Annotated in this window: 13 protein-coding genes; all 13 read right to left on the bottom strand. The window is 60.6% G+C overall.

All coding sequences use genetic code 11. The features are described 5' to 3' along the window. Nucleotides 1-4: 4 nt before the first annotated feature. Nucleotides 5-505: a flagellar basal body-associated protein FliL gene (fliL, locus tag ACCC96_RS15270; protein WP_007938638.1), complete on the bottom strand. Its 501-nt coding sequence runs from the start codon at nucleotides 503-505 to the stop codon at nucleotides 5-7. Nucleotides 506-721: 216 nt separating this feature from the next. Further along, nucleotides 722-2,089, bottom strand: a complete 1,368-nt coding sequence (locus ACCC96_RS15265) for a flagellar hook-length control protein FliK (protein ID WP_413696226.1) — start codon at nucleotides 2,087-2,089, stop codon at nucleotides 722-724. A 138-nt stretch (nucleotides 2,090-2,227) separates the two neighbouring features. Continuing rightward, nucleotides 2,228-2,575, bottom strand: coding sequence for an Hpt domain-containing protein (locus ACCC96_RS15260; RefSeq protein WP_019579577.1), 348 nt, complete (start codon nucleotides 2,573-2,575; stop codon nucleotides 2,228-2,230). Nucleotides 2,576-2,607: 32 nt separating this feature from the next. Continuing rightward, nucleotides 2,608-4,311 (bottom strand): fused response regulator/phosphatase, encoded by a 1,704-nt coding sequence (locus ACCC96_RS15255; RefSeq protein WP_019648107.1) that lies wholly within the window; start codon nucleotides 4,309-4,311, stop codon nucleotides 2,608-2,610. A gap of 5 nt (nucleotides 4,312-4,316) precedes the next feature. Beyond that, nucleotides 4,317-4,622 (bottom strand): STAS domain-containing protein, encoded by a 306-nt coding sequence (locus ACCC96_RS15250; protein ID WP_413696225.1) that lies wholly within the window; start codon nucleotides 4,620-4,622, stop codon nucleotides 4,317-4,319. A 165-nt stretch (nucleotides 4,623-4,787) separates the two neighbouring features. Next, nucleotides 4,788-5,237 (bottom strand): flagellar export protein FliJ, encoded by a 450-nt coding sequence (fliJ, locus tag ACCC96_RS15245; protein ID WP_413696224.1) that lies wholly within the window; start codon nucleotides 5,235-5,237, stop codon nucleotides 4,788-4,790. A 6-nt stretch (nucleotides 5,238-5,243) separates the two neighbouring features. Then, nucleotides 5,244-6,602, bottom strand: coding sequence for a flagellar protein export ATPase FliI (gene fliI / locus ACCC96_RS15240; protein WP_019648104.1), 1,359 nt, complete (start codon nucleotides 6,600-6,602; stop codon nucleotides 5,244-5,246). Next, a complete protein-coding gene (fliH, locus tag ACCC96_RS15235) occupies nucleotides 6,592-7,401 on the bottom strand; it encodes a flagellar assembly protein FliH (RefSeq protein WP_413696223.1) in 810 nt (269 codons plus the stop codon). The genes fliI and fliH overlap by 11 nt, the downstream gene beginning before the upstream one ends. Nucleotides 7,402-7,408: 7 nt before the next feature. After that, a complete protein-coding gene (gene fliG, locus ACCC96_RS15230; RefSeq protein WP_003184041.1) occupies nucleotides 7,409-8,428 on the bottom strand; it encodes a flagellar motor switch protein FliG in 1,020 nt (339 codons plus the stop codon). Further along, entirely contained in the window at nucleotides 8,421-10,208 is a 1,788-nt protein-coding gene (fliF, locus tag ACCC96_RS15225; RefSeq protein ID WP_413696222.1) for a flagellar basal-body MS-ring/collar protein FliF, read from the bottom strand. Before fliF ends, fliG begins: the two co-directional genes overlap by 8 nt. 15 nt (nucleotides 10,209-10,223) lie before the next feature. Beyond that, a complete protein-coding gene (fliE, locus tag ACCC96_RS15220) occupies nucleotides 10,224-10,553 on the bottom strand; it encodes a flagellar hook-basal body complex protein FliE (protein WP_019648102.1) in 330 nt (109 codons plus the stop codon). A 128-nt stretch (nucleotides 10,554-10,681) separates the two neighbouring features. Next, a complete protein-coding gene (locus ACCC96_RS15215; RefSeq protein ID WP_413696221.1) occupies nucleotides 10,682-12,067 on the bottom strand; it encodes a sigma-54-dependent transcriptional regulator in 1,386 nt (461 codons plus the stop codon). Nucleotides 12,068-12,072: 5 nt separating this feature from the next. After that, complete coding sequence (locus ACCC96_RS15210; RefSeq protein ID WP_177324936.1) at nucleotides 12,073-13,278, bottom strand: ATP-binding protein; 1,206 nt, start codon at nucleotides 13,276-13,278, stop codon at nucleotides 12,073-12,075. Between the last annotated feature and the right edge of the window lie 57 nt (nucleotides 13,279-13,335).

Raw genomic sequence — 13,335 nt, 5'->3', positions numbered from 1 at the left:
GTTCCTACTGCAGTACGAAATTAGTGAAAAGCAACTGTTCGATCACCACTTTGCCCAACTCTTTCTGCGCCACTTCCTGAACGCTGGCCGTGGCTTTCTGACGCAACATCTCCTGGCCAACCGGGGTCGCCAGCGTGGCGAAATCCTGACCGGAAAACAGCATGACCAGGTTATTGCGGATCACTGGCATGTGGACTTTGAGCGCCTCCAGATCAGCCTGATTACGCCCCTGCATGGTGATGCTCACCTGCATGTAGCGCTGACGGCCGTTCTGGGTGTAGTTGGCCACGAAGGCTGGAGCCATTGGCTCGAAGATCGCCGGCTGCTTGCCGACCACAGCGGTTTCAGCCGCGGCGGCAGGCTTGCTCTGGGCGCTGTGCATGAAGAACCAGGTTGCCCCCACGGACAAGCCGATCGCCAGCAGCAGGGCCACGACGATCACAATGATCAGCTTGATTTTGCCTTTGGTTGCGGGGTCTTTTACTACTGCTTCGCTCTTCGCCATGCCAATAATCCGTCACTATTCGGGTTTTCACAGTCGCACGGCAAGGCAAGAGCAAGTGTTATGCCAGAAGTGTCTGGGGACATATGGGCGTCAGCAGGCAGACACCGAAAATCAAAAGATCGCAGCCTTCGGCAGCTCCTGCATTTGGATGGTGTACACCCGTAGATACAAGGAGCTGGCGAAGGCTGCGATCTTTTGAGGGGACGTCCTGATTTATCAGGCGTAATAATCGACCGCGCTGGTGCCGATCACGCTGGTGGTGTTGGCGGCCACATCAGCGACCGTCGCAGGAAGCTCTTCATCCATCGAATCGAGGCGACCGCCACTGGCATTGGTGCGCCCGCCCTGCCCCTGTTGAGCCTGTTCCTGCCCCTGGCCCTGCCAGCCACGGGACTGATCGGAAACGTTGACGTCGACCTGGCCCATGCCCTGCTGCGCGAACATGTCTCGCAGGCGATGCATTTGCCCGTCGAGTGCTTCGCGAACGCTTGGGTGAGCGCTCATGAAGGTCACTTGGGTCTGCTGATCCGGAACCATGTTCACCCGAATATCGAGGCGTCCCAGTTCGGCCGGTTGCAACTGGATATCCGCCGCCTTGAGATTGGCGCTGGACAGGTACATGACCCGGTTGACCACCTCTTCGGTCCAACCGCTCTGATGCATGGCGATCGGTTGGTTCACCGGCAATGCATTGGCAGTCTTGGGTGTTGCTGCCTGGGTCAGAGCCGCCAGACGATTGGCGAAGTCATCGACACGGGTGTCGCTGCTGGCGGACTTGAGATCCTTGAGGCCGTCATCGATCAGGCCACTGAACGCCTTCTCGCCGCCCTGGCTGGTGCTGTCCTGATCGGCTTGCACGTCGAGCATGCTCGCCATGCCCGCGGCAAAAGTCTGTGCCGAGGTCAGCTCGCCGTTGGCCTGAGCCTGAGTCGGCGCCGCTTTTGGCTGAGCCTGGCTGGCGGCCGAAACGTGCCCGCTCTGCTCCATCGCCATGCGCACGGCCGGCAGTGCATCGAGAGGATCGGCTTCGGGATCGAAATCAGGATCGGTGGTCGCAGCGGCTTGCGTCGCTGCCGTGGTAACGGCGGCCGCGACGGGTGTTTGAACGGTTGACTGCACGGCGGCGACAACCGGCGAGGTTTCCGGCACAGGGGCTGGCAGCACCGGCTGCACCACTTGCATCAACGCCGGATCAAGGGCTGGATCGACAGGCGCGCTATCGGCTATCGGCGTCGTCGGCTCAGCGGTATCGGGCGCGCCATCGTTAGCGGTCTTGTCATCGGCCTGCGCCGGTTTATCGGCGGGCAAGGATTTGCCGCTATCGGCAACCGTCGGTTCCTGGGCGGCAGACGAGTCGTTGCCCACGTCCTTTTTGCCAGTGTTGTCCGAGGCTTTGTCACGTACGGGTTTAGCCGATCCGTCCGCCGTAACCGAAGGCTTGTTCTGGGCCTGATTGGCGTAGACCTGAGCGAAGCTGGACGCCTTGTCCCCGGGCTCGGCCGTAGACGCCGGGGTATTGGCGGACGCGGCTTGAGTCTTGGCCGCAGCCGCGGCCTGAAGAAGAATGTTTGGGGTAACGGGCATGGAACGGTCTCCGCTGCACTGGGATCGTAGGTACAGTTGAGTGAGTTGACTGCAAGGGTCGAGCCAGCTTTGTTCGCTGGCCGCCAAAAGCGCCGGATGGTTAAGCTGTAATGCAATCCGTAGTGGCTGGTGGTTGTCTTATTCTGCCAGGGAGCGCTGGCGCTCTGCCTCGAAAAGCGGTCGAACAATCGCGAATTCGCCGTCGATCTCTCCAACCAGCGCTTCTATGCCTTCGAGTTTTTTCTCTTTGGCTCGCTGCTCCAGCTCATGGCACAGCTCAGCCAGCCGAGTCGCGCCCATGTTGCTGCTGCTGCCCTTGAAACTGTGTGCCGTGGCACCTAACCGATCGGCATCGTCAGCCTTGCGCAGCAAGCTCAATCGCTCTTCGGAATCGCTGAGAAAGGTATCGAGCAATTCTGGATACCCGTCCTCCATAACTTCTTGCAACGCGCTCAGCACGTCGCGATCCAGATGTGTGTCGTCCACTTGTTCACTCCTTTGATCAAGAATGCCTGGGATTATGCCTGAGCCTCCCAGAAAAACTCCACGCGAGCACTGCGCCCATTATCGGACCAGCTCGCATGATGACTCAACTGTCGAATCAAACTGACGCCACGTCCCGACAAACGGACATCATCGACGGGACGCTCCATCACCCGTACCACATCGAAGCCCTTGCCACTGTCTTCGACTCGAACAGTCAGGCAACCGCCTTCGCCTTTTGGCGTCACCTGTAAATGTACGCGCACATAGCCGTCCTGCAATTCGTCCAGGCGCGCACTGCGCTGCTGATAATAACGCGCAAAACCCGAAGCATCGCGTTTGAGACTCGAATCCAGACCTAGCACGCCATGCTCCAGGGCATTGGAGTAAAGCTCTGCCAGCACGCTGTAGAGCGCACCACTCTGAGCGCGCAAGCCATGCACCTCAAACAGCAATTGCAACAGGTACGGCAGCGGGTTGAAGCGCTTGAGGGTGGCGGCGCGAAATTCGAAACTCACCGACCAGTCCAGCGGGCAGGACTGACCGCTATCGGAATATACCGGTGCTGGCGGGCTCAGTTGCGCCGCATCCAACAGGCTGACCTCAACCATGCTCACGTCATCGCGAGCCTCGCCGCGAAAGTCCCGCAGGGCCTGCTCGATTTCTTCGAACAGCGCATCGGGCTGACGATTGACTGCAAACACCTGCTCAAGTCGCTCGACACCAAACAACTGCTCATTGGCATCGCAGGTATCGATTACTCCATCAGACAACAGGAACACCCGATCCCCAACGGCCATCGGGAACACCTCGGTGCGGTCATCGAAGGTTTGCGGGCTCAGTACACCCAGCGGCAAGTGCCGTGCCGTGAGCGCTGTACGCTCGCCACTGGTGGCGTTGTGCAAATAGCCGTCCGGCATCCCGCCGTTCCAGACCTCCACCGACCCTCGCTGAAAGCTCAGGCGCAGCAGGGTCGCGCAGCAGAACATGTCGACCGGCAGGATACGTTTGAGCTTGGCGTTCATCTCGCGCAGGGTTTCGGACAAACCATAACCCTTGGCGGTCATGCCATAGAAAACTTCGGCCAACGGCATGGCACCGACAGCGGCCGGCAAACCATGGCCGGTGAAATCACCGAGCAACACATGCATGTCGCCGGCCGGGGTAAACGCGGCCAGCAACAGATCGCCGTTGAACAGCGCATAGGGCGATTGCAGATAGCGGATGTTCGGCGCATTCAGGCAACCGGAGTGGGCCACCTTGTCGAACACGGCTTTGGCCACTCGCTGTTCGTTGAGCAGGTAATCGTGGTGCCTGGCGATCAGGTCGCGCTGTTCCAGCACCGTGGCCTGCAAACGCCGCAAGCGGTCCATTGCCTTGATCTTGGCCGCAAGGATTACCTGGTTGTAAGGCTTTGCCAGAAAGTCGTCGCCCCCGGCCTCCAGACAACGAGCCAGGGCTTCGCTTTCGGTCAGCGACGTCAGAAAGATGATCGGCACCAGGGTTTCGCCGGCCAGCGCCTTGATCTGCTGCGCGGCCTCGAAGCCATCCATCACCGGCATCATGGCGTCCATCAGCACCAGGTGCGGCCGCTGCGAGCGAAACGCCTCGACCGCCTCGGCGCCATTACTGGCTGTCAGCACTTCATGCCCCTGACGACGGACAATAGTCGACAGCAGCATACGATCGGCCGCACTGTCTTCGGCGATCAGAATCGTCAGCGGCTCGAGCGGCTGCATGACAGTCAACTGATGTCGAACAGCTTGTCGAAGTTGGAGATGGCGAGGATTTTCTTCACATCGCTACTGCTGTTGACGACACGAATATCGGAGTTGTCGCCACCGGCGTGATCGCGCAGCAAAAGCAACATGCCAAGCGCCGAACTGTCGAGATACGTGGCTTCCTTCAGATCTACGACGATGGACTCGGGTTTCCGGTTGAGTCGCTCGTAGGACTCGCGAAACTCCTGATGCCGACCGAAATCGAATCGCCCCTTAACCGAAATCGTCAACTTTTGCCCATCCGGGGATACTTCTGTAACGACTGACATTTCACGGCTTCCTTGTCATTGGCGAACGTACGTGTACAAGGTTTAGCACTTGCCGGGGGCTGGAGCAAGGTCAAAAGATCGCAGCCTTCGACAGCGTCTCCGGAATCAGGTTTGCATGCACCCGTGCAGGTGCTGCCGTAGGCTGCAATCCTTTGAGATCAACACTCAATACGAATCCTGACGCGGCAACCGCTGGGACAATTCATCCAGCAACTTCTGCTCGCGCTTGTCTTCCAGTTGCCGTGCCTCATCCATGTAGCGCTGAACCAGTTTGCGCAAGCCTTCGACCCGGGCAAATGCCTGTTGCCAGGCTTCTCGGGCCTTGTTCAGATTGTTTTGATGCCAGTTCAGGCTCTGGCGCTGCTGGTCGATGGCCGTGCCCAATTGCGCGAGAAAACCCTGATAGCCCAGCAGCCACTGACCCGAAACGCCGCCGCTGCCGCGCACGATCCATTGTTCCTGGTAGTCGAGACGGAAGGCTTCGAGGTCGGCGAGTTTACTTTCTGCCAAACGAACCTGGCCCTGGAAGTGCCCCAGGCGCTGGACGGCGGTTTTCTCGGCCTTTTCAGCCATTTCCACCACGGGCGCCAGACGTGCCGCGCGACTCGAGGCCATGACCGGTTAACCGCCCGGCGCTGGTGCGAAGACCGACGCGAGATGGTTTTCGCTGGCGCCCATGCTGATGTTGTCGTTCAAGCCCTGACGCAGGTACATGGTCATGGCCGGTTGCAGATTGATCGCGGTGTCGGTTTCCCGGTCCCCGCCGGGCACATAGGCGCCAACGCTGATCAGGTCGCGGCTCTGCTGATAGCGCGACCAGTATTGCTTGAACATCTGTGCGTGGTTCAAGTGCTTGATGCCGACCACCGATGGCATGACCCGGCTGATGGACGCTTCGATGTCGATGGCCGGGTAATGCCCTTCCTCGGCCAGGCGCCGGGACAGCACGATGTGCCCGTCGAGCACGCCCCGCGCCGAGTCGGCAATCGGGTCTTGTTGGTCATCGCCTTCAGACAATACCGTGTAGAACGCGGTGATCGAACCGCCGCCCTTTTCGGCGTTACCGGCCCGCTCCACCAGTTTCGGCAACTTGGCAAACACCGACGGCGGATAGCCCTTGGTCGCCGGCGGTTCGCCGATGGCCAGGGCGATTTCCCGCTGGGCCTGGGCGAAACGGGTCAGGGAATCCATCAGCAACAGGACGTTCTTGCCCTTGTCGCGGAAATATTCGGCGATCCGCGTGCAGTACATGGCCGCACGCAAACGCATCAGCGGCGCATCGTCCGCCGGCGACGCCACCACCACTGAACGCTTGAGCCCTTCTTCACCGAGGATGTGCTCGATGAACTCTTTAACTTCACGACCCCGCTCACCGATCAATCCGACCACGATAATGTCGGCCTCGGTGAAACGGGTCATCATGCCCAACAGCACACTCTTGCCGACGCCGGTACCGGCGAACAGCCCGAGGCGCTGACCGCGACCGACCGTCAACAAACCGTTGATGCAGCGAATGCCCACGTCCAGCGGCTGGCTGATCGGGTCACGCTTGAGCGGGTTGATGGTTGGACCGTCCATCGGCACCCAGTCTTCAGCCTTCATCCCGCCCTTGCCATCCAGCGCACGACCGGCGCCATCAAGCACCCGCCCGAGCATGCTCATGCCCATTGGCAAGCGACCGTTGTCCGCCAGGGGAACCACGCGTGCGCCTGGCGCAATGCCGGCGACGCTGCCGACCGGCATCAGAAAGACTTTGCTGCCGGAGAAGCCCATGACTTCGGCTTCGACCTGCACCGGGTGATAGCTGTCATCGTTGATGACCATGCAGCGGCTGCCCATGGCGGCGCGCAAGCCTTCGGCTTCGAGGGTCAGGCCGACCATGCGCAACAGGCGACCTTCGAGGATCGGCGCGCCAGCCAGCTCCGTGGCCTCGGCATAGCTGCCGAGGCGTTTGGCGAAGCTGGTGCGATCAAGGCGCATCGGGATCGTCCAGTTCCGGTTCGACCGGGGTGACGGCAGGCTTCTTGTCGATCGGCAATTCCAGGCTGAGGTCCGGCGCGGCCGGGTGCAACGTCTGATCGTGGAGTTGATCGAACAGCTTGGCCATGACCTGGGTCACACGGGTTTCGATGGTCGCATCGATACGGCTGTGTTCGGTCTCGACCCGGCAACCGCCCGGCAACAAGGATTCGTCCTCGACGATGCGCCAGGTTTCTTCATGGCGCTCGCGCAGGGCTTTGACCTGTTCGAAATCCTGCGGGTTGACGTACAACCGCACATTGCCCACGCCCAGTGGCAAGAGCTTGAGCGCTTCACGCATGACGTGTTCGATCTGCGTCGAGTCGATGGCCAGCTCGCGCTGAATAACCTGTTTGGTGATGTGCTGCACAAGGTCGACCAGCGACTTTTCGATCTGGGTGTCCTGCTCGGCAATCGGTTCAAACAGGTTGGCCATCAGCTGTTCCAGGCCCGCGATCTTGGCCGTCAGGGCCACTTCGGCTTCCTGACGGACCTTGAGCGTGGTGCTATGGAAACCTTCTTTCTCGCCAACCGCGAAGCCTTCGTTGTAGGCCTCCTGGCGAATGCTTTCGAGCTCTTCGAGGGTCAGTGGCTGGACTTCTTCCAGCGGCACTTCTTCCATTTCCGGCGGTTCGGGTTCCGGTTCCGGCTCGGGTTCCGGCACAAACGGGTCGAAGCTGGGCAGCGCCCAGACGTCGAAACCTGCGACGTCCTTGCCACGGATCAGGTCGGTCTGGGACTCATCATGTTTGGACGACATAGTGACCTTAGATCATCTCTTCGCCGCCCTTCCCGCCGAGAACGATTTCTCCGGCTTCGGCCATACGGCGGGCAATGGTGAGGATTTCTTTCTGCGCCGTTTCCACGTCGCTGACACGCACCGGGCCTTTGGCCTCGAGGTCGTCGCGCAACAGTTCGGCCGCTCGTTTGGACATGTTCTTGAAGATCTTTTCCTTGACGCCTTCGTCCGATCCCTTGAGGGCCAGCACCAGGACGTCCGAGGACACTTCGCGCAACAGCGCCTGAATACCGCGGTCGTCGACATCGGACAGGTTGTTGAACACGAACATGAGGTCTTCGATCTGACCGGACAGGTCTTCGTCGACTTCGCGGATCGAGTCCATCAGCTGACCTTCGATCGAGCTGTCGAGGAAGTTCATGATGTCTGCCGCGCGCTTGATGCCACCCAGGGTGGTACGCGAGGCATTCGAGTTGCCGGAGAACTGCTTCTCGAGAATCTGGTTGAGCTCTTTCAGGGCCGCCGGCTGCACGGTGTTCAGCGAAGACACCCGCAGGATGATGTCCAGCCGCACCTTATGGTCGAAGTTGCCCAACACTTCACCGGCCTGGTCCGGGTCGAGGTACGCCACCACGATCGCCTGGATCTGCGGGTGCTCGTAACGGATCACGTCGGCGACGGCGCGCGGTTCCATCCACTTCAGGCTGTCGAGGCCACTGGTGTTGCCACCCAGCAAGATCCGGTCGATCAGGCCGTTGGCCTTGTCTTCGCCCAGGGCCTGGGTGAGCATTTTGCGCACGTAGTCATCGGAGCCGACGCCCAGGCTGGTCTGGTCGCCGACGATGTCGACGAACTCACTCATGACCTGTTCGACCTGCTCGCGGTGCACGTTACCCATCTGGGCCATGGCCACGCCCACACGCTGGACCTCTTTGGGCCCCATGTGGCGCAGCACTTGTGCGGCATCCGTAGAACCCAGGGACAGCAGCAGAATCGCGGCTTTATCAACCCGGGACAGTTTGGCGACAGCGGCTCGGTTATCACTCATCTGCGTTAATCCACTCTTTCACGACCTGGGCCACGCGACCCGGATCTTCTGCCACCAGACTCTTGATTGCGTTCAACTGTGCGTCATAGCCTTCGCTCGGGCTCGGCAGCAGGATGCTGGTCGGGCCACCGAGGCTGACGCGATCGTTAGCCAGTTCGCCGTCCAGGCCGCCCATGCCACCGAGCTCCATGTCGCCGCCAAAGGCCGCGAGTTGCTTGTCTTTGCCGCCGCCGGTGATGTTCTTGAGCACCGGACGCAGCACACCGAACACCAGCACCAGGATGAACAACACGCCCAGCACTTGCTTGACGATGTCCCAGAACCACGGCTGGGAGTAGAACGGAATCTCGGCGATCACTTCACCGCGCTCAGCAGAGAACGGCATGTTGATCACGCTGACGCTGTCGCCACGGCTGGCGTCGAAACCGACCGCGTCCTGCACCAGGCGAGTGAAGCGCGCCAATTCATCGGCGCTCCACGGCGCACGGGTGGTTTCGCCATTGGCCGCGTTGACCTTGACCTGATCGTCCACCACCACCGACACCGACAGGCGATTCAAACGGCCCTGCTGTTGCTTGGTGTGGCTGATGGAACGGTCGAGTTCGAAGTTCTTGGTGGATTGTTGACGCTTGTCCGCCGGGTACGGCGCCAGCATCGGCTGACCGGTGGCCGGGTCCATGATTTGCTGACCGTTGGCATCGAGCAGTGGCTGGCCTGGCTGCACCATGCCGGCCGACGCGGTGGCGCCACCAGTGGTTTGCGGCGCCGAGGCAGGCGACGGCGGCTGGTTGCTCAAGGCACCCGGCACACCTTGCGGGCCATTGCTGGCGGTACGTTGTTCGTTGACCGACTGCTCGCTGCGCAACGCCGGTTGATCCGGGTTGAACTGCTCGGAAGTCGATTCGACGGCGCTGAAATCCACATCGGCCGAGACTTCGGCTTTATAGCGGTCGTTGCCCAGCACCGGTTGCAGGATGTTGTGCACGCGCTGAGTCAGCATGCTTTCCATGCGACGGCTGTAATCGAACTGCTTGCCGGCCATGGTCAGCTCGGAGTTTTCCGCCTGATCCGACAGCAGGTTGCCCTTCTGGTCGACGACGGTGATCTGCGATTTGCTCAGTTCGGGAACGCTGGTCGCCACCAGATTGATGATGGCGACGACCTGGCCTGGCTCCAGCGAGCGACCGGAATACAGTTCAACCAGAACCGAAGCGCTGGGCTTGCGCTCGTCACGCACGAACACCGAACTTTTCGGAATCGCCAGGTGCACGCGGGCACCCTTGACGTTGTTCAGGCTGGAAATGGTCCGGGCCAGTTCGCCTTCGAGGCCGCGACGATAACGGGTCGCTTCCATGAACTGACTGGTACCCAGCCCCTGTTCCTTGTCGAGAATCTCGAAACCGATGTTGCCGTCGCTGGGAGTGACACCAGCGGCCGCGAGCTTGAGCCGCGCACGGGACAGGTCATCGGCCTTGACCAGCAAGGCACCGGAATTCGGTTCGACGGTATAGGGAATGTCGGCGGCGGCCAGGGTTTCCATGACCTGTTTGGCGTCCATGCCGGCAAGGCTGCCGTATAGAGGCCGGTAGTCCGGCTGCTGGGACCACAACACGACGGCAAAACCAATCGCCACGCTCGCAGCCAGGCCGACCAACAGGCCCACCTGACGCAACATGGTCATCTCGGAGAGGTTTTCCAGGAAAGACAACCCGAACAACGGCGGTTTGCCGTCTATTGGAGTGGCCTTGGCCGGAACATTATCGGCGATTGCTTCTGCCATGACTCAATCTCGTCCTTAAACCGGCATCTGCATGATGTCTTGGTAAGCCTGAACCAGCTTGTTACGCACTTGGGTCAGTGCCTGAAAAGACACACTGGCCTTCTGTGAGGAAATCATCACGTCCGTCAGGTCGACGCCGCTTTTACCGATCTCAAAGGCACTGGCCAACTGATTGGATGCCTGCTGGGTGTCGTTCACTTTATTGACGGCCTGACCGAGCATGTCGGCAAAGCTGCTGCCACCCATTTCAGGAACTGCGGCAGTCGATTTCGGCGCAGACATGGCATCCATTTGCATGGCGCGCATATCCAGCATCAACCGGTTGAATTCAATACCTTGGCTCATGGTCTGCTCTCTTTGGCTACTCGCAATTTTTTGACACTCACTCGGCGAGTAGTGAGGTGTTAGCAACAAGGGTGCCAGCTCCGTGGCCGCTCTAAACAAAAGCTCTCATGTGCTTTTTTTGCCGACCGTTACGTGGCGAACAAATACGCTTCCACATCCATTCCGGCATCGCGCATCTGTGCCAGCTTGTAGCGTAAGGTGCGCGGGCTGATGCCCAGTCGCTCGGCGGCTTCCTTGCGACGACCGCGCTCGGAGCGCAAGGTGTCGATGATCATCTGGAACTCACGGCGCCGCAGGTCATCGCCGAGAGCGCCCGCCGATTCGGTGTCGACTTCCACTGTTCGTGCAGGCACCGGCGCCAATGCTGGCAATGGCGCACACGCCACGGGCCCGGCCAGGCAGAAATCCTGCGGCTGGATCAAACCGCCCTGTTGCAGGATCAACGCACGCTGGATTGCGTTATCCAGCTCACGCACATTGCCCGGCCACGGATAGCCGATCAGGCACGCCTGCGCCTCAGGCGAAAGCCTTGCCGCGGCATGCTTCATTTTATTGACGTGCTTGGCCAGCAGGCGCTCGGCCAGCGGCAGGATGTCGGCGGTGCGCTCGCGCAGCGGACGCCAGGCCAACGGGAACACCGACAGGCGATAGTAAAGATCTTCGCGGAAACGCCCCGCCGCCACTTCACCGGCCAGGTCACGGTTAGTGGTAGCGACCACTCGAATATCCAGCGTGATCGGCTTGCGTGCGCCGACTCGCTCGACTTCACGCTCCTGCAATACGCGCAGTAACTTGGCCTGCAGGCCGAGGGGCATTTCAGAAATTTCATCGAGCAGGATCGTCCCGCCATCGGCCTGCTCGAACTTGCCGGCCTGCGCCGCGATGGCGCCAGTGAACGAACCCTTTTCGTGACCGAACAAAGTGGCTTCAAGCATATTGTCCGGGATCGCTGCGCAGTTGATCGCAATGAACGGCTGACTGGCGCGATGGGAGTGCTGATGAATGTAACGCGCCAGCACTTCCTTGCCGGTCCCGGACTCACCGGAGATCAACACCGTGGAATCACTGCGCGCCACGCGCGCGGCCAATTCCAGCAATTGCGCACTGGCCGGCTCGAACGCCACAGGCCCCTCGCTCTCGGTCGCGCCGAGATTGCCCAAGGCGTGACGCGCCACCAAGTCGAGCAAGGCTTTGGGCTCGAACGGCTTGACCAGGTAATCCGCCGCACCTTGACGCATGGCGTCGACCGCACGTTCAACCGCACCGTGAGCGGTCATCAACAACACCGGCAGTTGTGGCTGACGAGCCCGCAGCAATCCAAGCAGCTGATGACCGTCCATGCCCGGCATATTGACGTCACTGACCACCAGGCTAAATGCCTCGGCGCCAACTGCAGCCAGCGCCTCTTCCGCCGAACCGACCGCCTTGTAATCGTGTCCGGCAAGCAACAGCGTATCGGCCAGTGCTTCCCGGAGCGCGCGATCATCCTCGACCAGTAAAACCTTGATGGTCATATCCTTCACTTCACTCCCTGAGCGCTGGGCTGCTCACCCGCGAAAAGCGGCAGGATCACCTGCGCGCAAGTGCCGCGACCCGGTCGCGAACGCAACTGCAATTCTCCCTGATGAGCACGAGCCACTGCCTTGACCACGGTCAGGCCCAGACCGGTACCGGTGGTTTTGGTGGTGAAAAACGGCTCGCCCAAACGTGCCAACACCTTCGTGTCGATACCACTGCCGCTGTCGCTGATCGATATGCGCAGGTTGTTGTCGCGGGTATACAGGTGAACCTTCAAACGGACGTCGCCGGCGCTGGCCTGAATGGCGTTTTCGATCAGATTGAGGATCGCTCCGACCAGCGTGTCGCGATTGCACAGCAACTCACCGGCATGACTGTCGCATTGCCAGCGCACCGGCAGATCCTGAACATGAGTCAGCGCCGCCGCTTGCAGCGACTGCATCAGCATTTTTGGGGTGACGCGATCGGTCAACGGCAGCTCACCGCGAGCGAACACCAGCATGTCGCGCACCTGGTGTTCCAGCTCATGCAGACGCTCTTTCAGGCGGCCGGCAAAACGCTGCTGCGTGGCGACCGGCAGTTCCTGCTCAGTCAAATGACTGGCATAGAGCAACGCGGCGGACAACGGCGTACGAATCTGATGGGCCAACGATGCGACCATGCGACCGAGCGACGACAAGCGCTCATGGCGGGCGAGTTGATCTTGCAGATGACGGGTTTCAGTCAGGTCGTTGAGCAACACCAACTGACCGGGTTCGGCATCCAGCGAGCGGGTAGCGATCGACAGGCGCCGACCGTCCTTGAGGGAGATTTCGTGACCATCGTCTTCGCGCGGCGCAAAGCATCGCGCAATAACGTGGCGCCACAGCTCGCCTTCGAGGGGCAAGCCGAGCAACTCACACGCGGCGGGATTGGCTTCACGCACGATGCCTTGGGCGTCGATGACGATGACGCCGCCGGGCAATAGATCGAGGAGGTTTTGCAGCCGGTTGGCCAGACGCTCTTTTTCCGCCAGCTCCTGCATGCGCTGGGCGCTGACCACCGCCAGCTCACCCTTGAGCTCGGTGACCCGGGCTTCGAGCATGCTGTAGGAATCAGTCAATTGGCTCGACATCTGGTTGAACAGCGCAAACGCCTGCTCAAGGCCAAGCCGGCTTGCCTGCTCTACGGACGACGGTTGCCCCGAAACATCAGGGACAGGAGACATCTGGGCGGCTTGGGGCATTGTGCTCTCTCGCGTGGTTGACCGTCAGTTAAACGGAAC

Origin of the sequence: Pseudomonas sp. Pseusp11, from assembly GCF_047304405.1 — a bacterium.
Lineage (GTDB): Bacteria > Pseudomonadota > Gammaproteobacteria > Pseudomonadales > Pseudomonadaceae > Aquipseudomonas.
Note: the sequence above shows the minus strand (reverse complement) of the source record. Positions and strands in the feature narration are given on the sequence as shown.